We start from the raw sequence: 20,563 nt of genomic DNA, 5'->3' as shown, positions 1-20,563 counted from the left end.
TGAGCGATGGATACAGAAATCCACAATCCCCATATCCCTGGCGGGCGTCCGCCCTCCCGACCGACTATCGCCGCTCTCACTTTCGTGATTTTTATGTCGCTTACCCTGGCGAGCTGGTCTGTCGTACAGGATCTGCAGGAACGGCATGAAAATACTCGATTCGATAAGCAGGTAGCAGAAGTCATCCACAAGATCGAGCATCACTTTTCAGGGTATGAACAGGTGTTGAAAGGGGCGCTGGGACACCTGCTTGCCTCCCCCTCCGTTTCCCGGAACGAATGGCGCACATACGTGAACGCGCTGCGAATAAACGACCGGTATCCGGGTATTCACGGTATCGGTTTCGCCAAATATATCCCACCGTCACGGCTTGCCGCCCATACTGAAGAAGTACGCGCGGAAGGCTTCCCATCCTATAAAGTCTGGCCTGAAACCCTGCGGCAAGAGTATACGTCGATTATATATCTCGAACCCTTTACGGGATCAAATCTGCGTGCATTTGGATACGACATGTTTTCAAATGCTGTCCGACGCGCCGCCATGTCCCGGGCGCGCGATAACGGAGAAGCCGCGCTTACCGGCAAGGTAAAGCTCGTGCAGGAAACCGGTGAGGATATTCAGGCAGGCGTCCTTATGTATCTCCCCTACTATGGCGCTGCAAATCTGCCGAAAACGGTGGAAGAAAGGCGCGCATCATTGGGCGGCTATGTATATGCTCCGTTCAGAATGGTTGACTTCGTACGCGCCACCCTTGGGAGCGAACTTGATATCCTCGATCTGAGAATTTTCGACGGGGAAGCAATGGCAGAAGATTCTCTTCTTTTCGACAGCGTAAAACATCGATCTGGACCGTTGCCCGTACCTAAATTTAAACGCGTCATACCTATATCTTTATATGGTCAAACATGGGTGCTAGAAGCATCCTCCCGTCCTGCATTTGAAAAAGCAATAAAGAATTACGAGGCACTCCTCGTTCTGCTGGGCGGATTCGTGGTCAGCATGTTGACTGCAATGGTTTCCTTTGTCCTTTCGGGGAATAAAGAGAAGGCTGCGGCACTGGGACGTGTAAATAAAAAACTGCTGTTGGCCATGGAGGAGCAGAAGGCAACAACATGCGAGCTTTCAAATGCGAAGCTTCGCACAGAGAGGATTTTGGAAAGTGTTACTGACGCGTTTTATACCCTGGATCGGGAATGGCGTTTCACCTATGTGAATAAGGAAGCGGAGAATCTGCTACAGCGTAATCGCGAGGATCTTCTGGGAAGGGTGTGCTGGGAAGAATTCAAAGAGGCAGCAGGAACAACCTTTGATCGCGAATACCATCGAGCACTCATGGAAAACAGGACAGTGACGTTTGAGGAATTCTACATTCCCTTTGGCAGATGGTTCGAGGTACATGCTTATCCATCTGAAGAAGGCTTGACTGTTTATTTCCGCGATATTACCGAACGCAAGGAGTCTGAGCAGGCGCGGCAGGAAGCCCACGTTCGTATCCGCCAGCAAGCTTCCCTGCTCGACAAGGCAACGGATGCGATCATTGTTTTCGGAATGGATAATTGTATTGAATTCTGGAACCAGGGAGCGGAACGGCTCTATGGATGGACGTCCGAAGAGGTGATGGGAAGAGCGGTTGACATGTTATATGACAATGTTGCCGTTTTCGATGAAGCAAACTGGGCGCTGCTCAGTGCCGGCGAATGGAGAGGAGAACTTGCCCAGCGACGCAAGGACCAGAGTACGCTGATCGTGGAAGCACATTGGACGTTGGTCAGAAATGATGACGGAGAGCCTCAGTCTATCTTCGCGATCAATACAGATATTACCCAACGCAAGAGCGCCGAGAACGAAATACTGCACCTTGCCTTCTACGATTCTTTGACGGGTTTGCCCAATAGACGACTCTTGCTAGATCGCCTCGGGCATGCATTGGCGGTGAGTGCTCGTAACCACCGTATGGGCGCGTTACTGTTTATCGACCTCGATAACTTCAAGCTGCTGAATGATACGCTCGGGCATGACATGGGTGATCTGTTGCTGCAGCAGGTTGCGCCGCGCTTGATCTCCAGCGTACGCGAGACCGATACGGTAGCCCGCCTAGGCGGCGACGAGTTTGTGGTGATATTGATGGGTGACTTTAGCGAAGATCATGATGAGGCTCTTACCCAGGTAAGCACCATTTGCGAAAGGATACGCAGCACCTTCATTCAGCCGTTTAATCTCGATCCATACATCCATTACATTACCCCCAGCATCGGTATTGCACTGTTTAACGATCAGTCCCAAACAATAAACGAACTATTGAAGCGGGCAGATCTCGCTATGTACCAGGCAAAAGCATCGGGCCGCAATGCCATGCGTTTTTTCGATCCGGGCATGCAAGCAGTAATGAATGCCCGAGCTACTTTGGAGTCGGAGTTATACAAAAGCTGGGAGAGAAACGAGTTCATTCTCCATTATCAGCTGCAGGTGGACAGCCGCGGGATTATCGGTGCTGAAGCACTGGTGCGATGGCAGCATCCACGCCGGGGTCTTTTGCCCCCGTCCGAATTCATTCCGCAAGCGGAGGAAACCGGCCTGATTCTTCCTTTGGGCGAGTGGGTGCTGGAAACTGCATGCAGCCAACTGGCAAGCTGGGCACTTCAGCCGGAGACAGCACAGCTCAATCTCTCGGTGAATGTCAGTTCTCTCCAGTTTTGTCAGCCCGATTTTGTCGAACAAGTAATTTCAATACTCGACCATACTGGCGCCAATCCACAAAGACTCAAGCTTGAGCTTACCGAAAGCATCCTGGTCCACGACATGGACGATACCATTGCAAAAATGATGGCACTCAAAGCCCGGGGCGTGGGCTTCGCCCTGGATGATTTTGGCATCGGCTATTCCTCACTCTACTATTTGAAACGTCTGCCGCTGGATTGGGTAAAAATTGATCAGTCTTTTGTAAGAGACGTGTTGACCGATAATAACGACGCAACGATCGTCCGTGCGATTCTGCTCCTTGCAAAAAGCATGGGGTTGGCGGTAATTGCCGAGGGAGTGGAAACCGGAGCACAAAAAGATTTTCTTGCTAGCCATGGTTGTACTGCTTACCAGGGTTATCTGTTCAGCCGGCCTCTGCCTTTAGATCAGTTTGAGCAGTTTGTGCAGCCGACTGAAGTAAAAGCTGTATAAGTTAGAATCTGGGGAACCGGTGAACCCATACTCGGGGTTTGAGCACTCACAACCAGCAGAATTACCAATAGAGCCACCTGAGCCGGACGATCTTCTGGCCGATATGATGGCACTCAAAAATTGGCGGGGGGAATACATGGAATGCTTCGTCCCTGCGATCACTGGATAACAGGATGAAACTCTTCCATACCTCCGACTGGCACATTGGCCGGACCTTATATGGTAGAAAGCGGTACGAGGAATTCGAGGCATTTCTGACTTGGCTGGCAGAGATGATTCAGAGGAACGAAATTGATGCCCTTCTGGTAGCCGGTGATATCTTTGATACCAGCGCTCCAAGCAATCGTGCCCAGGAACTCTATTATCGTTTCCTCTGGAAGGTAGCAGCTTCATCATGCCGCCATGTGATCATCGTCGCGGGTAATCACGATTCCCCTTCATTTCTCAATGCACCCAAGGAGCTGCTCAAAGCCCTTGATGTCCATGTGATCGGTAGCACCTCCGAATCTCTTGAAGATGAAGTACTGGTGCTCCGAAATGAGCAAGATGTGTCCGAACTGATTGTCTGCGCTGTGCCGTATCTTCGTGACAAAGACATCCGCGTGGCGGAAGCCGGCGAGAGTGTCGAGGATAAGGAACGGAAGCTGCTCGCCGGTATTCGCGATCACTACGCTGCCATAGCCGCCCTGGCCGAACAGAAGCGCATGGAGCTTGGGGTAGATATTCCCATCATTGCCACGGGCCACCTTTTCGCCGCTGGAGGGCAAACTATCGAGGGTGACGGTGTGCGGGACCTTTATGTCGGTTCGCTGGCTCATGTGAGTGCCGGGATTTTTCCTGCCTCCTTCAACTACCTGGCGCTTGGCCACCTCCATGTCCCGCAGAAGGTAAACGGTTCCGAAATCATACGATACAGTGGTTCTCCTCTACCCATGGGGTTCGGGGAGGCTAGACAACAGAAGAGCGTTTGCCAGGTTGAATTCCACAGTACTGCCGCGTCTGTTCAACTGATCGATGTGCCGGTGTTTCAGAAGCTCGAACGTATCAAGGGAGACTGGGGCAGTATCTCCACCCAGATTCGTAAACTGTCAGAGACCGCCTCTCAAGCATGGCTCGAAGTCATCTACGAAGGTGAAGAAGTAATCGGCGATCTGCGCGAGCGTCTGGAAATCGCCATTACCGGCACTCAAATGGAAATTCTGCGGGTGAAGAACATCCATATTATGGATCGCGTCCTTGGAAAAATCCATGAGGAAGAAACACTGGACGATCTCAGTGTGAACGACGTATTCGAGCGATGCCTGACCGTACATGAAGTGCCTGAAGACCAGCGGCCGGAATTACTTCGTGCTTATCAGGAAGCGCTTTCGTCTCTCTATGAGGACGACATGCAAGCGGAATAGAGAGGCTGTCGATGAAGATATTGCAGGTACGATTCAAGAATCTGAACTCGCTGGTGGGTGAATGGGAAATCGACCTGACGCACCCGGCCTTTACCTCCGACGGTATTTTTGCCATCGCCGGTCCGACGGGTGCCGGGAAGACAACCATCCTTGATGCCATTTGCCTCGCTCTCTACGGGCGGACGCCCCGGCTGAGCAAGGTTACCAAAAGCGGAAACGAGATAATGTCTCGTCAGATCGGCGAATGCTTTGCTGAAGTGACATTTGAAACTCAGACCGGTCGTTTCCGTTGCCACTGGAGCCAGCACCGCGCACGTAAAAAACCGGATGGCGAACTTCAGGCCCCGAGGCATGAGATTGCTCATGCCGATTCAGGGGAGATTTTCGAATCCAAGATCAAGGGAGTTGCTGACCAGATCGAGACGGCTACCGGTATGGATTTTGACCAATTCACCCGATCCATGTTGCTGGCTCAGGGAGGCTTTGCCGCATTCCTGCAGGCGTTACCTGATGAGCGGGCGCCGATCCTGGAGCAGATAACGGGCACGGAGATTTATAGCAAAATATCCATCCGCGTCCATGAGCGCCAGCGTGAAGAGCGGGAAAAACTGAATCTGCTTCAGGCTGAAACAGCCGGTATCTTGATTCTGGAGCAAGAACAGGAAAAAGATATTCAACAGGAACTCGAGTCAAAACAGAAAGAAGAGTCCGGTCTGACCAGAAAATTAATGGATACGGATAAAGCCATCACGTGGATGAAGGCCGTAAATGGACTGAGGAAGGAAATCGACAACCTGACAGCGGAAGCGAGCAAGCTGCAAGCCGACATCGACATTTTTAAACCAGAGCGTGACAAACTCAGCCGGGCAATTCAGGCAGTGTCACTGGAGGGATCCTACGCGACGCTGACCGCAATCCGAACACAACATGCGGATGAGCAGAAGGCACTGAAAACTGGGGAAGCAGCCCTTCCTGAACTGGCATTCTCTGAAAAGGAACAGGCTGAATCCCTGAAATCGGCTGAGCAGCAGTCCACTAGAACCAAAGCGGAGCTGGAGGCTGCTTTACCGCTCATCAGGAAGGTTCGTTCCCTCGATCAGACGCTTGCCGATCAGAAAAAGGCTATCTCGAAAGATGAAGACAGCTGCAGAAAGGACGCGATAAAGATCGATGCTGACAAACAGGCCAAGCTGAAAGAACAGGGAAAACGCGCCGATGCTGAAAAGAATCTGAAGGTTGCTGAAGATTATCTCAAGGAGAACGCTCAGGATGAGTGGCTGATAAGCGGTCTAGCCGGTGTTGAGGAACAACTGGACAATTTGTTCTCCAGGCAGAAGGAAATAGCTCAAAAAGAGGCCTATAAAGAGAAGGCAGTGACGGCTCTGGAACAGGCAACAAGAAAACTAGCTGCCTGCCGGAGGCAATGTGGGGCTCGGAAACAGGAGCTGGAGAACACATCAAAGAATCTCCAACAAGGCAAAGATAAATTAAGCCAGTTATTGGGTGACCGGCAGTTGCGTGAATACCGTACAGAAAAGGAAACCTTGCTTCGAGAAATGGTTCTTCTGAAAAAAATAGCGGAACTTGAAGATCACCGGGCTAAATTGGAAGATGGCAAACCCTGTCCGCTTTGTGGCGCGACAGAACATCCATTTGCGGAGGGCAACGTCCCCATTCCCGATGAAATCGAACGGAAGATTGGGGCGCTCACTGAACTGATAAGCAAGGCTGAGGATCATGAAACCACCATCAGACATTTTGAGGAAGCCGAAGGCACAGCCCGTAAAAATTTGATGGACGGTGAAAAACAGGAGATAACAGCAGTCAATGACAAAAAAACTGCCGAGCAAGCTCTTGCCGAACTGAAGGAATGCCTGGAAAAACTCCAAACTGATATTACTGCGCTGAAGCAGGCTGTATCAGCCAAACTCCAACCGCTCGGCATTGTGGAAATCCGAGATCCCAATGTTTTGTCGTTGCTGGAATCACTTCGAGAGCGCGTTAAAGCATGGCAGACACAGGTCAAGAGAAAGACTGATATTGAGAAGCAGATTGGAGATTTCGATAGCCAGTTGAAAAGGTTGGAGGCAGTCATTGAAACCCAAAGCAATGCATTGAATGAAAAACGGGAATATCTGGAATCCCTCAAAAAGGATTACGCCACTGGATGTAAAGAGCGGAAAGAATTGTACGGTGATAAAAATCCTGATGATGAAGAGCTTCGCTTGAAGGAGAGTATTTCTATTTCAGAGGAAGCCGAAAAGAAAGCCAGCGTCCTGTATGCTGATCTGCAACAGAAATTGAATACTGCGAAGGCTCAAATTGATTCTCTGAAAAAGCGCATTGGTCAAAGAGACCCGGAACTGAAGGAGCTGGAAGCCGAATTTACAGAAGCGCTTGAACTAGCCGACTTTTCGGATGAAAAGCAGTTTCTTGAGGCCAGACTCACTGTTGGGCAAAGGGATGCGCTGTCTGCAAAGGCAAGGAAGCTGGACGATCACCAAATAGCTCTCAAGGCCAGGCAAAAGGATCGAGAATCGCATTTGGCCACGGAAGCCGCCAGGAAGATTACCGACAAATCTCTTGAGGAACTGGAACCGCAATTCAAGGATTGCGAGGAGTCCCTGAAACAGCTACGGGATACTATTATCCGCCTCAAACACAGGCTGAACGAGAATGCTGCTGCCAAGGAACGGCTGGAGGCAAAGCAAACGGCTATCGAGGCGCAAAAAATGGAATGCCGCCGATGGGAAAATCTGCACGAATTGATTGGCTCAGCGGATGGAAAGAAATACCGAAATTTTGCCCAGGGGCTGACCTTCGAGATGATGATTGGCCATGCGAACCGGCAACTGCAGAAAATGACCGATCGCTATCTGCTGGTGCGCGATGATACCCAGCCCTTGGAACTCAACGTGGTTGACAACTATCAAGCGGGTGAGATTCGATCCACGAAAAACCTTTCAGGTGGCGAGAGTTTCATCGTCAGTTTGTCGCTGGCGTTGGGGCTGTCTCATATGGCCAGCAAAAATGTTCGCGTGGACTCGCTTTTTCTCGATGAAGGCTTCGGCACGCTGGATGAAGAAGCATTGGATACTGCCCTGGAAACTCTTGCGAGCCTGCAGCAGGACGGTAAGTTGATCGGCGTGATCTCGCATGTTCCAACTCTCAAGGAGCGCATCAGCACACAGATTCTGGTCATTCCCCAATCCGGTGGAAGGAGCGAGATATCTGGACCAGGCTGCAGAAGAAACTTAACCGGTCAAACTTCTATTCAGCCGTACAGCTTGCGTATTCCATCATAACGTTTTGGTGAGGGGCTTGGCCTGATAGATTTTTGCTTCAGGCTAGTCGTCCCTCCATTGCTTTTCCTTGTGATCGTGTCGAAAATATTTCCAAAAGCAGTTGTCCATTCCATGCATATCTTTATAACATGATGAAAATTGGTCATTAATATAATAGGTATAGATTTTGCTTCCTAGAGATTAAGCGAGGAGTTCAAGTTATGCGAAAGCATGGAGGGCGCCGAGGGCGCCATGAGAATTTCGACCTCGGAATATTTTATCTTGACAAATAAAGATGGTTATAGTAATTCGAACTTATCCAGTATGTGCTATTGTTTCCTTCGAATTAGGTATACTGTTATTTATCAATAAATGGCAAGTTCAGGAATTGATGAGTACAAGCATATGGTTCAAACGCACTCTACATACCGCGAGAGGCCAATATCATGTCTGAAAAGCAATCAAATAAACAAGAATCAGAACCACTCAGTTTGAAAGAACAGGCCGGCAATTTGCCTGAATCGAGCAGGAGGCGCCTACTCAAGGGTACGGTAGCAATTCCCATAATCATGACTCTGCACAGTGGTGCTGCGCTGGCGCGTACGAGCAATCTCGTGGGACCGACTGAAGATATAAATAGCGCGATGAAGGAGGATGGAACCGGAGATTTATATTGTGTCCATCCAAGCTCAGACGTAGAGGAGAAATATACCGGCACTGGTCCTGTTGATCTTGGAAACAGTCCAACCGCCACCGTCTATCCGATAAACGATGCAAATGGCGCTCCGGATCTACAGGCTCAAGCTACAAGATGCAAAAGCGAAGGTGGAATTCTGGTATCTGCGACCGCCTGGAGTTCTGTCGGGCCAAAGTTAAGCAGTATCTCAACCATCACGACGTAAATCGCATCGGTCCGATAGCGGACTCTCTAGCAACAAGAGCGTGCCTTCAAAAGTTTGCTGGCGGTCGGTCAGCTTCTCATTCCTGCAGATCCAGGAATGGAATGAGGAATTCACCGTATTCCAACCTGATTCGGGAAAAACCCATTTTCTGAATCAAATGGGAATGCAGATTCTTTCGACTCTTGACCAATCTCCTGCGTCGGCAGATGACGTCTGCATTTTACTGGCTGAGCAATTTCAGTTGCCGCAAGACCAGAATTTTTTCCAGCAGATCATAAAGACTCTTCATCACCTTGACGAGCTTGGCCTGATTGAGAAGGCAGGATAGGAAGCGTCGACGTGATAGTGGGACAGATCCCGTTCAGCGAATTTTTTTCGCTGCTCTCAAATCAGGGACTCAGAGCCAAGATGGGTCCCTTCAATGTGCAAATCCGCACAGCGTCTTCAACGCTTGCAGAGCATTTATACAGTCTCTATGGGAATTACGAACTGGTGGAGCGTGATCTCGTCGAGTTTCACGTGCAGATCAGTCCAGTACGGCTCATAAAAAAGCCATTCTCTCCGTATGCCCGTTTTTTTCTTGACGGGCGCTCGTTATTTCCGCCGTTTCCCGCGGAGCAGGCACTTGCGGCACTTGAGTGGGGCATTAATCTCGCGATTGCGGCAAGGATCAACCATTTATTATTATTCCATTCAGCCATAGTTGAGAGAAATGGTTACGCAGTAATACTTCCTGCATGGCCAGGCAGTGGCAAAACCACGTTATGTACAGCCTTGGTGCATCGGGGATATCGGTTGTTCTCGGATGAATTTGGACTGATGGATCCCGGTCGTGAAATTTTTTTACCTATTCCAAGACTGATGCCACTCAAGAATGAGTCTATCCGTGCCATAAGAAATTACCTGCCGGAAGCAACTCTCGGACCTGAAATAAGAAATACGCACAAAGGTACAATTGCGCATGTTCGTCCTCCCACTGAAAGTATCGCGCGCTCCGACGAAACTGCAAAGGCAAAGTGGATTATATTCCCTAAATGGGTGTCTGATGCCCCGCTCAGATTGGATCCTCTTTCTGACTCAGAAGCTTTTCTCCTTTTAGCCAGTAACTCATTCAATTATGAAGTTTTGGGCGAGACGAGTTTCCAGGCTGTCACCCGCCTCATAAGAAGCTGCCGCTGCTATAAGCTGATCTATTCGGATTTTGACGCCGCATTAACTGCTATAGATGCGTTGACTGATGACATATAAGCCCCCAGCGCACCACTCGCTATTATTGAACGCGCTTATTAGCCCAGCGTCTCTGGTTGAATACAATGCGACAAAATGGGAACTGTTATTACGATTGGCGAGAAAGGTGAAACTACTGGGTCGCCTTGCGATAGATCTCAAAGATAGAGAGCTTTTGGATCATATTCCATTACGGGCAGCCAATCTACTGCAATCAAGCCTCATCCAGGTAAAGAGACTACAGCAAATCACACACTGGGAATTGAACCGGATTTCGTGGGCACTAAAGGATACGGGCGCACCGGTCGTCGCCCTGAAGGGAGTTGCTTATTCTCTTGCTGGAGTGCCTGAATCAGACGGTCGAATTTATGTTGATCTGGACATCATGGTTCCAAAAGATCGGTTATCAGACGTTGAATCAACACTGACGAAGAAAGGATGGGTGCATCATCATAAGCTTTCCGCCTATGATGAACATTACTATCGGGTATGGAGCCATGAAATACCACCCCTGGTTCATTCTGAGCGAGAAACGGAAGTCGATATCCATCACACGCTCTCCCCGCCGACAAGCAGATTGGAAATAAATACCGGTTTGCTATTCAGCGCTGCTGTGGCGGTCGGCAATTCCGGCTACAGGATCCTCTGCCCGGCCGACATGGTGCTCCACTGCGCTGTTAACTTGTTCCAGAATAATGAGCTTGCAGATGATTTGCGCGATTTACTCGATATTCACGACCTATTGCTGTTTTTCAGTAAAAATGAAAAGGACTTCTGGAAAAAATTAATAGAACGTGCAAATCAGTTGAGTCTTGGCAGGTTCCTTTTTTATGGGCTGTACTTCAGCCGTTTCATTTTTCAAACGCCGATTCCTGAAAATCTGGAAAACGATCTGAATGAAAAGCCCAATCCGCTTTCACGAAGGATCATGCATTACCTCGTTCCACAAGCGTTATTTCCATTGCATCCGGACAAACATTCCAGGCATGCCCTGGTAGCTCGTTCATTGCTGTATCTGCGCAGTCACTGGATACGGATGCCAATTCACCTTTTAGTCCCGCATCTCGCGTATAAAACTTATTTATCAATATTCCGAGCAAAGCAGTAGGCACCTCCGCTGAAAAGTTGATACCGAACGATGAAACCCGCGAAGGTGAAATCCGGAGCGTGGAATTAAACACGGATCGAGCGAACTACTGGACCGTACATTCGTCATTTCTCGGAGCGTCTCGCCGCTTCGCTCTCACCGATATATTTGGAGGTGAGGCAAACCAGATTATAGGAATCATGCCGCAGCCGAACATTGGTATTTCTCTGCTCATCTGCTTGACGGCCCTTCAAGGTCTTACCGGATTTTTCTATGGTTGAAACAGGAGAAATGGCGCGCCCAACACGATTCGAACGTGTGACCCCCGCCTTCGGAGGGCGGTACTCTATCCAGCTGAGCTATGGGCGCGGATGAAAGGCATTTTTGAATCGGGCGCATAGGATAACGCTTTTTAACCGCTCCGTCCAACCTGAATAAAACCGCTTTTGCTTGAATACGTGAATCTATACAATAAACGTTTTTAACGTTTATTACTCGGGAGTTATTGTGAGCGACGTTGAAGATGAAGGGCATTCCACGCCTATCCAGACACCGGGCCAGTTGATTGTTGTCGTCCTGGCCGCTTTCATAGTTCCAGTCGTTGTTTTATCACTCATCGGACGATTTGCCGTTGAAAGCTCGGTGGATCCAAACAGTCCTGCTTTTTCGGAAGAAGCCGTAGCGAAGCGTCTTCATCCGGTGGGCAAGCTGGCGGTTGCAGGCGATTCCACCCAGCCCCAGGCGCAAACAGGGGAAGGCGCAGTCGTGGCCACGGCCCCTCCGGTAACCGCCAGCGCCGCTCCCGTGGCGGAAGACCCGGGGGAAAAAGCCAAGAGAATTTATACCGCCAGTTGCGCCGCCTGTCACGCCACCGGTGCCGCCGGCGCACCCAAGCTGGGAGACAATGCAGCATGGGCGCCCCGCATCAAGACAGGCACGGAGACGCTTTATACCAGCGCATTGAAAGGCAAGAATGCCATGCCGCCCAAAGGTGGAAACGCGGGACTGTCTGATGACGACGTCAAAGCGGTGGTCGACTACATGGTCAGCCAGTCCAAATGACCTGCCGAGAAGTTGAAGGCGGAGCGGGATGCGGCGGGCGATAGGAGAATTTCATATCGCCCTTTTTTTTCAAGGTAACTCAGTTTATTTCGTTGCCTTCAGCCTGTTGGCAATCGTCTTTCCATCTCATGGCCATTTACGCAATCGGTGACTTGCAAGGTTGCTATCGGGAATTCCGGGAACTCCTCGACCTGGTCCGTTTCGACGAAACGAAAGACAAGCTGTGGCTGGTGGGAGACCTGGTCAACCGCGGTCCGGACTCGCTCTCGGTATTGCGCTTCATAAAAGAGCTGAACGATTCCGCAATAATGGTACTGGGCAATCATGATCTGCATCTGCTCATGGTTGCGGAAGGGTGCGCGGAGCTAAACCGAAGCGATACCTTGCAGAACATCCTTGATGCCCCCGATCGGGATGAACTGCTCGATTGGCTGCGGCAACAGAAGCTGTTGCATGTGGATGGAAACTACGTCATGGTGCACGCTGGCCTGTTGCCTTCCTGGAGTGTCGAACAGGCGCAAGCGCTTGCTGCGCTGGTAGAGAGCGCCTTACGGGGAAGCGAATTCCATGAATTTTGCCGTCAGATGTACGGGAACCGGCCGGATCATTGGAATGAAACCCTCAACGGGTATGAACGGCTGCGTGTAATCGTCAATGCCATGACACGCATGCGAGTTTGTACTCCCCATGGAAGAATGGATTTTGCCCATAAGGGTTCGGTCAAGGACATTCCTTCCGGCTATTTGCCCTGGTTCGATGCTCCGGAGCGAGCCAGCCGGAAGGCAACCGTCATCTGCGGTCACTGGTCAGCACTGGGTCTTGAGATCAGGAGCAATCTGATGGCCCTCGATACCGGGTGCTTATGGGGAGGCAGCCTTACGGCTGTTCGTCTGGAGGATCGGAAGGTTTTCCAGACGGCTTGTGGGGCAGGGGGAGCGACAAGGCGTTGGCAATAGCGTGCTCCGCGCTTCGTGCAAGCTCGCGGCGATTTTTCCCATGACTATCGATCGCCTCCGTAAAGACGAGTTCGACATCGATGTGCGGCTGACTCAATACTTGCCTTACCGATTCAAGTAATGAAATACGAAAGTATGCCGCAGCCTTGCTGATGTTACCGGCCATGTCGGTATAGCGGATTGCCACCGGATGCAGCATCGCCGACACGCTCACCGCGGGTTGCAGCAACGAGGCATGGAAATGATGGAGTATGGTGCCGTCGCTGGTGCCGCCCTCAGGAAATACCGCTACCCGATCGCCGTTGTTGAGCGCCTCTGCAATGTGGTCGTTTATTCTGGCCGTGTCTCTGCGCTTCGTGCGCTCGATGAACAAGGTACCCACATTATTGCTCAGCCAACCAAACAGGGGCCAGCCCCGGATTTCAGATTTTGCGACAAACCGGGCCGGGCATACGCTGATAATCGAATACACATCCAGCCAGGATACATGATTGGCCGCCAGCATTACGCGCTGTGTTTCCGCGGCAGGCAATATGCCTTGATGGCGCACTCTGACTCCCAGAATTGAAAGAAGCTGCGCTGACCATTTTTGCGCCATACGTCCCTGGGTCCTTTGACCGACATGCGGATAGATCGCGGATTGAATCAATCCGGAAGCGATGTGAAGCAGAAGGCGAGTCCAGCGTACTGCTCTTGTCAGCCGGCTGGCGGTGAGACTGGTTGTAACGTTGGGCATGCCGTAATATTAGCGCATTCCGGACGCGGGAATCCAAGCAACCGGAAGCTGGGGTTCACATCCTGCCTAGTACCAAGGTCATCTAATGGGTAACGCGGGAGACTCCGCCACCCGATAAAATCCTTACCCGTTCGCCCGGCCTGAATTCTTCGTCGGCTGCCTGCGTGATGGCAACAAGGGAACCGTTGTCGAGTCTCACCGTAATTTCAACTCCCTTCCGGCCGGTTACACCTTCCTCCGCCACCTGGCCGAGCAGACCTCCGCCCACTGCTCCGGCAAGGGCTCCCAGGGCGCCGAGCCACCCATGTGCAATCTGAGCGCCACCGATTCCACCGGCGACACCCCCTGCTACTGTCCCGATGCCGCTGCGCGTGCCTTCCAGTCTTACTTCACGCACGCTTTCGACCACACCCGTTCGCACGCTCTGCTCCTGCCGCGCCTCGCCGCGAGCATAGTCGCTTCCCCCTTGTCCTGCAACGCAGCCGTTCAAAAGCACCGCACCTGAGCAGAGGAAGGTTATGGCTAAAATGTGCTGTTTCATTGCGACCTCTCATTCTATAGAATGCGGTTGCCGAAAACCTCAAAGTAGCGCTGGTCGATCTCATCCCGGGTGAAGCGGTGGTTCTGTCCACCACGCTGGCCAATTTTCAGTGCCCCCATGAGTGAACCGAGCTGCCCAGCACTTTGCCAATCCATTCCCTTGGCGATTCCATAAAGCAAGCCTGCCCGATATGCATCGCCACAGCCGGTGGGATCGACCACTCTATCCGGCTTAACGCACGGGATCTCGATCTGTTGACCGTCCGCGTAAACTGTCGATCCTTGTGCGCCCTTTGTGACAATCAATCCCTTTACAAGTTTCGCCAGCGCCTCCATCGTGATGCCGGTTCGTTCCTGCAGCAACTGCCCCTCATAATCGTTGGTGGCGACATAGTCCGCCTTATGGATGAAATCGATCAACTCCTCGCCATTGAACATGGGCAGTCCCTGGCCCGGGTCGAACATGAAGGGAACACCTGCTTCATGAAACTCGCGTGCATGCTGCAACATGCCGTCACGCCCATCAGGCGCCACGATGCCGAGGCTCACGTTTTCCGCAGCAGCGATGTGATTTTCATGCGAACTGTTCATTGCTCCCGGATGAAAAGCGGTTATCTGGTTGTCGGCCAGATCCGTGGTGATGAACGCCTGGGCAGTGAACGAGCCTTGCACGTGCCGTATATGTGTTTGCGCCAGATTCAGACCTGAAAGGCGTTCCGCATACGGCTGATAATCATCCCCCACCGTTGCCATGATGAGGGGAGAACCTCCCATCATCTGTAAATTGTAGGCGATATTGCCGGCACAGCCGCCAAATTCCCTGCGCATATCCGGCACCAGGAAAGCAACGTTCAGTATATGAATTTTTTCCGGCAGGATATGGTTCCTGAAATGATCGCCGAACACCATAATGGTGTCATAGGCGATGGAGCCGCAAATGAGTGTATGCATGGGGAAGTGCCTGAAAAGCCTGAGCTGTTAAGCTACGCTTACGCTTGGAATCGCAGTGAGGGTTTCAGTCCTGGTTACGCTTATGTTGCGCGTGGGTGCTTTCCAGGCCAGATCCGGCTCGCGCGCGGCCTTTACGTCATCCAGCCGGCGGACGGGCGTGGTATGAGGGGCGTTTTTCACCAAGTCCGGCTGCGTATGGGCTTCCTCCAGGATTTCCTTCATTGCTGTTACGAAGGCGTCCAGCGTCTCCTTCGATTCGGTTTCGGCCGGTTCAATCAGCAGGCATTCCGGCACGAGGAGCGGAAAATAGGTCGTTGGGGCATGGTAACCCTTATCAAGCAGACGCTTGGCGAGGTTCATCGCGGTGATGCCGGTTTTTTCCTTCAGATCCTTCAGGGTAACGATAAATTCATGGCTGGCCCTGCGGTTGGGATAGGCGATCTCGAAACCCGCCTTTCGCAGTTCCGCCATCAGGTAGTTGGCGTTGAGCGCCGCAAACTCGGCCACTCGATGCATGCCTTCCGCCCCGAGCAGGCGTACGTACACATAGGCGCGCAACAGAACACCTGCGTTCCCCATGTGCGCCGAAAGTCTTCCGATCGATTGTGGTATCTCCTTCTCCGTTTGCCAGCGATAGTTCCCGTTTTCAAATGCCACGATAGGCACAGGCATAAACGGCAACAGCCGCGGTGCGACACCAACCGGAGCCGAGCCGGGGCCTCCGCCGCCATGCGGGGTGGAAAACGTCTTGTGAAGATTGATGTGAATGACGTCAAAGCCCATGTCGCCTGGCTTGACCTTGCCAAGTATGGCGTTCAGGTTTGCGCCATCGTAATAGAGCAATCCGCCTGCCTGATGGACTATCCTGCTCATCTCGGCGACATTCTCTTCGAATACACCGAGCGTGGAAGGATTGGTCAGCATCAGCCCGGCTGTCTTCGGACCGACCGCTGCTTTCAGGGCAGCCATGTCCACATTACCTTCCTTGTCGGTGGCAATCTCCACGACCTTGTAGCCGCACATGACCGCTGTGGCAGGATTAGTGCCATGCGCCGCGTCCGGAACGATGATTTCGGTTCGGGCGGTGTCCCCCCGCGACTCATGATAGGCGCGTATCATCGCGATCCCGATCAGCTCGCCCTGTGCGCCCGCCATTGGCGTAAGGCTTACCCCGGCCATACCGGTTACATCTTTCAGAATTTCCTGCAGCTCGTACATGCACGCAAGAAATCCTTGACCTGTGCTTTCCGGCGATCTGGGATGGCGGGCCAGAAACTGGGGCAGCATCGCAATTGAATTGCACGCCCTCGGGTTGTACTTCATCGTGCAGGAACCCAACGGATAAAAATGCGTGTCTATCGAAAAATTCTTTTGCGACAGCCGTGTGTAGTGGCGCACCGCGTCCATCTCGGACACTTCCGGCAGCAGCGGCAGGGTTTTGCGCAACAGCTTCTCCGGAATATCCGTTGCTTCCGCAGCTTTCGGAGATTGGGAATAATTACGCCGGCCAGGGCGAGAATGTTCAAATATCAGCATGGGTTCAATCCGGTGTTTGCTAAGTGAATGTGTTGAAAGATATTGACAGGCAGGCGTCCGCCTTCCTGTACCTCAGAGCTTGAGAGAAGGAAGGCGCCGCGCATTCCGCAGGCGCCGGATACCGATGTCATCGACTGTCGCGACGCATTCCATCCTGTCCTGCTCAGGATTCCAGTGCCTTCAGCGCCGCGTCATAATCCGGCTCGTCCTTGATTTCCGGCACGAGCTGCGCATGGATGACCTTGTCGTTTTCATCCAGGACCACGACAGCCCGGGCCGTGATACCCGCAAGAGGGCTGTCCGTAATCGCCACCCCGTAGTTTTCCATGAATTCCGAGCCGCGCATCGTGGAAAGCGGTACCACCTTGTCGAGTCCTTCCATGTCGCAGAAGCGGCTCATCGCGAAGGGCAGATCGGCAGCAATGATCAACACCACCGTGTTTTCCATGCTGCTGGCCTGCTCGTTGAACTTGCGCGTGGACATGGCGCAGACCGGGGTATCAAGACTGGGAACAATGTTGAGCACTTTTTTCTTGCCCGCAAAATCGGCCAGGGTGACATCTTTCAAATCCCTGTTTACCAGAGAAAAATCGGGTGCCTTGTCGCCTACCTTGGGAAAGGTGCCTTCAACTTTGATGGGGTTGCCGGCTAGAGTGACCATACTGTTTCTCCTTTATGATATGGGATGGTTGTTAAACGTCGATGGAAAATGGGTGCTATGAATTTATGATGACATCGCCCAGTTGCGTGACGTAATTCTCCATGTCCGCAGACGTCTTCGTTTCGGTTGCGCATACCAGCACGGCATCTCCCAGTTCCGGATAGTACTCCCTGAGATTGAGTCCACCCAATATCCGCCGGGCCTCGAGCGCCTGCAATACGCTGGCAGCGGGACGGGGCAGGGAGATAACCGCTTCATGGAACAGAGGGCCGTTGAACATTCTTTTCACCCCCTTCAGTCTTTCGAGTTTTTCCAGTAACGCTGCCGTGTTTGCATGCGATTGGGCAGCAGTCCGACGCAAGCCTTCCGGACCCAGCAAGGCCAGATAGATGGTTGCCGCCGTGACCATGAGTCCCTGATTGGTACAAATATTGGAGGTGGCCTTGGACCGCCGGATGTGCTGTTCCCGCGCCTGGAGCGTAAGCACGAAGCCATCGCTGCCCTCCTGATCCGTCGTGCGACCGATAATGCGGCCCGGCATCTGGCGCACCAAGGGCTGCTTGCAGGCCATAAAACCGAAATACGGTCCCCCGCTGGACAAGGGAATGCCCAATGGCTGTCCTTCGCCGACAGCAATGTCTGCCCCTTTCTCCCCCCATTCGCCGGGCGGAGTCAGCATTGCCAGGGCCATGGGGTTCACGACGGCAATGGCAAAAGCATCCCTGCTCTGAGCCCAGTGGGTGAGGGCATCGACATCTTCGAGCACGCCGAAAAAGTTTGGCTGGGGAATCACGAGCGCTGCAAATTCTTCGCTGCCGAAGTTTTTCAGCCCGTCCAGGGAAGTCTGTCCGGACAGCTTGTCGTAGGGAATCTCCACCACCTCGATTCCCTGGTTTTTGACAATGGCGCGAACCACGCTGCGATAGACCGGGTGAACGGTCTGCGGGATCAGAATCCGCCGCGAGGTCCGGTGCGAACGCACGGCCATCAGAGCGGCTTCCGCCAGGGCCGAAGCGCCGTCGTACATGCTGGCGTTGGAAACATCCATCCCCGTCAGCGACGCCATCATGGTCTGGTACTCATAGAGCAGTTGCAGGGTACCCTGGCTGGCCTCCGCCTGATAGGGCGTATAAGAGGAGTAAAACTCGCCACGCGTGGCAATCTGCCAGACAGCCGCAGGAATATGGTGCTCATAAGCGCCCGCGCCGATGAAGTTCAGGTAGCGCCCATCCTGCTCGGCGCGCTCCAGCATCAAACGCGATATTTCCATTTCGCTCAAACCGGGCGGCACCCGCTTCAAGCTGCCGGTTTTCAGCGCGGGTGGAATCTCATCGAACAGCTCATCGATGCTGTTTGCGCCGATGCTCGCGAGCATGGCTTGTATATCTTCTTCAGTATGTGGAATGAACGGCATGATTTGTTCCGGGAATCATCGGTGAGGCGTAAAAGGCAGGCGAAATGACGGCGGGAGAAACAGTCCCGTTTCATTTCCCTCAAGTGATTTGATTAATGATCTTCGCTTTCGAGCAGTTTCTGGTATCCGGCGGAATCGAGCAATTTTTCCAGGTCAGCAGTGTTTGCCGGCTTCAGTCTGAAAAGCCAGGCGGCATAAGCATCCTGGTTGATTTTTTCCGGAGCGGAGGCGAGCTCCTGATTGGCGGCAGTGACTTCCCCCGTAATCGGCGCGTAAACATCGGCCGCCGCCTTTACCGATTCAACTACGGCACATTCATCGCCTTGCTTGAGTTGGCGACCGACTGCGGGAGTTTCAACGAATACCATGTCCCCAAGCAACTCCTGAGCATGCGGGGTAATACCGATAGTTGCCGTGCCGTCATCTTCGAGACGCACCCATTCGTGGGATTTCGTGTATTTCAAATCATTCGGAATACTCATGTTTTTGCTCCAGAATTAAATGATATTGCTTTGCCGTTTCATCAAACGAGAATCTTGCCATTGCGGACGAAAGGATATTTCACGACCTTCGCTTTCAACTGTTTATCCCGAACGACGACCTGAACTTCGTCTCCGGGAGATACCTCCAGGGGGAGGCGCGCCAGAGCGATCGACTGATTGAGTGTGGGCGAAAAGCCTCCGCTGGTAATTTCGCCCTCGCCTCCGCCGTTTTGTGTAACCACCTTCTGATGGCTGCGCAATACTCCGCGATCCAGCAACACCAGGCCGGTCAGTTGCTGGATGGCCGGCTTGTCCAGAAGAGCCTGCTTGCCGATGAAGTCCCGATCGCTCTTCAAATCCACCGTCCAGCCCAGCCCCGCTTCCAGGGGGTTGATGGTTTCGTCCATATCCTGCCCGTAAAGGTTCATGCCTGCTTCGAGCCGCAAGGTATCTCTTGCACCCAGGCCTGCAGGGGCCACTCCTGCCGCGTGGAGCTTATTCCAGAAACTCGCGGCGTCGACTGCCGGAAGCGTAATCTCGAAACCATCCTCGCCGGTGTAACCTGTGCGGGCAATAAAATACTTGTCAAAAAAGGCCGCCTGGAACAGCTTCAGATTCTCAGTGTCCGTCTGCGAGCCGGGAAGTACCTGCCACACCTTGGCGCGGGCATTGGGGCCTTGCACTGCGATCATCGCCAGATCCCTGCGCGGCGTGATTTCGAGAGCGGGGGCTAGCCGGTCGCGTTGCAAAAGCATCCATGCCATATCCTTATCGGCGGTTCCTGCATTGACCACCATCCGGAAATGCGATTCCGTCAGAAAATAGATGATAAGATCATCTATTACTCCGCCATCGGGGTTGAGCATGCAGGAGTAAAGCGCCTTGCCTGGCTGCGTCAGTTTGTCTATATTGTTGGCGACCAGTTGCCGCAGGAATGCGCGTGCGTCCTCTCCTTCGATGTCGACGGCGAGCATATGGGACACATCGAACATTCCCGCATCGCTGCGCACCTTGTGGTGCTCATCAAGCTGCGAACCGTAATGCAGGGGCATGTCCCAGCCGCCAAAATCCACCATCTTGGCGTTCATATCGCGGTGGGTTTGATTTAGAGGAGTTGTTTTCACAGATCGATGTCCCAAAAAAAAAGGTGA

At 52.5% G+C, this 20,563-nt stretch carries 17 protein-coding genes and 1 tRNA gene; 9 read left to right on the top strand and 9 right to left on the bottom strand.

What is annotated here, in order from left to right:
• Positions 1-6 precede the first annotated feature (6 nt).
• From AC52W5_RS02210 to AC52W5_RS02180, 7 genes are all read left to right on the top strand, one after another.
• Positions 7-3,171 (top strand): bifunctional diguanylate cyclase/phosphodiesterase, encoded by a 3,165-nt coding sequence (locus AC52W5_RS02210; protein ID WP_495669802.1) that lies wholly within the window; start codon positions 7-9, stop codon positions 3,169-3,171.
• A gap of 173 nt (positions 3,172-3,344) precedes the next feature.
• Positions 3,345-4,574, top strand: a complete 1,230-nt coding sequence (locus tag AC52W5_RS02205; protein ID WP_495669801.1) for an exonuclease SbcCD subunit D C-terminal domain-containing protein — start codon at positions 3,345-3,347, stop codon at positions 4,572-4,574.
• Positions 4,575-4,585: 11 nt separating this feature from the next.
• Positions 4,586-7,879 carry an AAA family ATPase gene (locus tag AC52W5_RS02200; protein WP_495669800.1) on the top strand — a complete coding sequence of 1,098 codons (3,294 nt, stop codon included), beginning with the start codon at positions 4,586-4,588 and terminating at the stop codon, positions 7,877-7,879.
• A 425-nt stretch (positions 7,880-8,304) separates the two neighbouring features.
• On the top strand, positions 8,305-8,760 hold the full coding sequence (locus AC52W5_RS02195) for a hypothetical protein (protein ID WP_074973749.1): 456 nt from the start codon (positions 8,305-8,307) through the stop codon (positions 8,758-8,760).
• Positions 8,761-8,800: 40 nt separating this feature from the next.
• Positions 8,801-9,088, top strand: a complete 288-nt coding sequence (locus AC52W5_RS02190) for an HPr-rel-A system PqqD family peptide chaperone (RefSeq protein WP_074973751.1) — start codon at positions 8,801-8,803, stop codon at positions 9,086-9,088.
• An 11-nt stretch (positions 9,089-9,099) separates the two neighbouring features.
• A complete protein-coding gene (locus AC52W5_RS02185; RefSeq protein ID WP_495669799.1) occupies positions 9,100-10,008 on the top strand; it encodes an HprK-related kinase A in 909 nt (302 codons plus the stop codon).
• Positions 9,998-11,095 (top strand): nucleotidyltransferase domain-containing protein, encoded by a 1,098-nt coding sequence (locus AC52W5_RS02180; RefSeq protein WP_495669798.1) that lies wholly within the window; start codon positions 9,998-10,000, stop codon positions 11,093-11,095. The genes AC52W5_RS02185 and AC52W5_RS02180 overlap by 11 nt, the downstream gene beginning before the upstream one ends.
• Before the next feature lie 271 nt (positions 11,096-11,366).
• Here AC52W5_RS02180 and AC52W5_RS02175 read toward each other — a convergent pair.
• Positions 11,367-11,443 (bottom strand) — tRNA-Arg (locus tag AC52W5_RS02175).
• 138 nt (positions 11,444-11,581) lie between these two features.
• On the opposite strand from AC52W5_RS02175, the gene AC52W5_RS02170 reads away from it, so the two are divergent.
• A complete protein-coding gene (locus tag AC52W5_RS02170; protein WP_495669797.1) occupies positions 11,582-12,136 on the top strand; it encodes a c-type cytochrome in 555 nt (184 codons plus the stop codon).
• Between the two features lie 128 nt (positions 12,137-12,264).
• Positions 12,265-13,092, top strand: coding sequence for a symmetrical bis(5'-nucleosyl)-tetraphosphatase (locus AC52W5_RS02165; RefSeq protein WP_074973760.1), 828 nt, complete (start codon positions 12,265-12,267; stop codon positions 13,090-13,092).
• On the opposite strand, the gene AC52W5_RS02160 is transcribed toward AC52W5_RS02165, so the two are convergent.
• The 8 genes from AC52W5_RS02160 to gcvT form a co-directional block, all read right to left on the bottom strand.
• Positions 13,013-13,828 carry a lysophospholipid acyltransferase family protein gene (locus AC52W5_RS02160; RefSeq protein ID WP_495669796.1) on the bottom strand — a complete coding sequence of 272 codons (816 nt, stop codon included), beginning with the start codon at positions 13,826-13,828 and terminating at the stop codon, positions 13,013-13,015. The two genes, AC52W5_RS02165 and AC52W5_RS02160, sit on opposite strands and share 80 nt — an antisense overlap.
• Positions 13,829-13,910: 82 nt before the next feature.
• Entirely contained in the window at positions 13,911-14,369 is a 459-nt protein-coding gene (locus AC52W5_RS02155; protein WP_074973764.1) for an outer membrane lipoprotein, read from the bottom strand.
• Positions 14,370-14,383: 14 nt separating this feature from the next.
• Positions 14,384-15,319 (bottom strand): carbohydrate kinase family protein, encoded by a 936-nt coding sequence (locus AC52W5_RS02150; protein WP_074973766.1) that lies wholly within the window; start codon positions 15,317-15,319, stop codon positions 14,384-14,386.
• 27 nt (positions 15,320-15,346) lie between these two features.
• Positions 15,347-16,864, bottom strand: a complete 1,518-nt coding sequence (gcvPB, locus tag AC52W5_RS02145; protein ID WP_256210354.1) for an aminomethyl-transferring glycine dehydrogenase subunit GcvPB — start codon at positions 16,862-16,864, stop codon at positions 15,347-15,349.
• A gap of 154 nt (positions 16,865-17,018) precedes the next feature.
• The gene (tpx, locus tag AC52W5_RS02140; RefSeq protein WP_495669795.1) at positions 17,019-17,516 is read right to left on the bottom strand and encodes a thiol peroxidase; all 498 of its coding nucleotides are present in this window, start codon (positions 17,514-17,516) and stop codon (positions 17,019-17,021) included.
• 55 nt (positions 17,517-17,571) lie between these two features.
• Positions 17,572-18,930 carry an aminomethyl-transferring glycine dehydrogenase subunit GcvPA gene (gene gcvPA, locus AC52W5_RS02135; RefSeq protein ID WP_495669794.1) on the bottom strand — a complete coding sequence of 453 codons (1,359 nt, stop codon included), beginning with the start codon at positions 18,928-18,930 and terminating at the stop codon, positions 17,572-17,574.
• Positions 18,931-19,022: 92 nt separating this feature from the next.
• Positions 19,023-19,412, bottom strand: coding sequence for a glycine cleavage system protein GcvH (gene gcvH, locus AC52W5_RS02130; protein ID WP_074973774.1), 390 nt, complete (start codon positions 19,410-19,412; stop codon positions 19,023-19,025).
• Positions 19,413-19,453: 41 nt separating this feature from the next.
• Positions 19,454-20,536 carry a glycine cleavage system aminomethyltransferase GcvT gene (gene gcvT, locus AC52W5_RS02125; RefSeq protein WP_495669793.1) on the bottom strand — a complete coding sequence of 361 codons (1,083 nt, stop codon included), beginning with the start codon at positions 20,534-20,536 and terminating at the stop codon, positions 19,454-19,456.
• Positions 20,537-20,563 lie beyond the last annotated feature (27 nt).

Source organism: Nitrosospira sp. CT (genome assembly GCF_059489795.1).
This window is presented reverse-complemented; position numbering and strand designations above follow the sequence as displayed.

Coding starts and splice junctions, on each gene's coding strand:
- AC52W5_RS02200 (WP_495669800.1), top strand. CDS start 4,586: ATGAAGATATTGCAGGTACGATTCAAGAATCTGAACTCGCTGGTGGGT.
- AC52W5_RS02155 (WP_074973764.1), bottom strand. CDS start 14,369: ATGAAACAGCACATTTTAGCCATAACCTTCCTCTGCTCAGGTGCGGTG.
- tpx (WP_495669795.1), bottom strand. CDS start 17,516: ATGGTCACTCTAGCCGGCAACCCCATCAAAGTTGAAGGCACCTTTCCC.
- AC52W5_RS02165 (WP_074973760.1), top strand. CDS start 12,265: ATGGCCATTTACGCAATCGGTGACTTGCAAGGTTGCTATCGGGAATTC.
- AC52W5_RS02195 (WP_074973749.1), top strand. CDS start 8,305: ATGTCTGAAAAGCAATCAAATAAACAAGAATCAGAACCACTCAGTTTG.
- AC52W5_RS02210 (WP_495669802.1), top strand. CDS start 7: ATGGATACAGAAATCCACAATCCCCATATCCCTGGCGGGCGTCCGCCC.
- AC52W5_RS02150 (WP_074973766.1), bottom strand. CDS start 15,319: ATGCATACACTCATTTGCGGCTCCATCGCCTATGACACCATTATGGTG.
- gcvPA (WP_495669794.1), bottom strand. CDS start 18,930: ATGCCGTTCATTCCACATACTGAAGAAGATATACAAGCCATGCTCGCG.
- AC52W5_RS02180 (WP_495669798.1), top strand. CDS start 9,998: ATGACATATAAGCCCCCAGCGCACCACTCGCTATTATTGAACGCGCTT.
- gcvH (WP_074973774.1), bottom strand. CDS start 19,412: ATGAGTATTCCGAATGATTTGAAATACACGAAATCCCACGAATGGGTG.
- AC52W5_RS02160 (WP_495669796.1), bottom strand. CDS start 13,828: ATGCCCAACGTTACAACCAGTCTCACCGCCAGCCGGCTGACAAGAGCA.
- AC52W5_RS02205 (WP_495669801.1), top strand. CDS start 3,345: ATGAAACTCTTCCATACCTCCGACTGGCACATTGGCCGGACCTTATAT.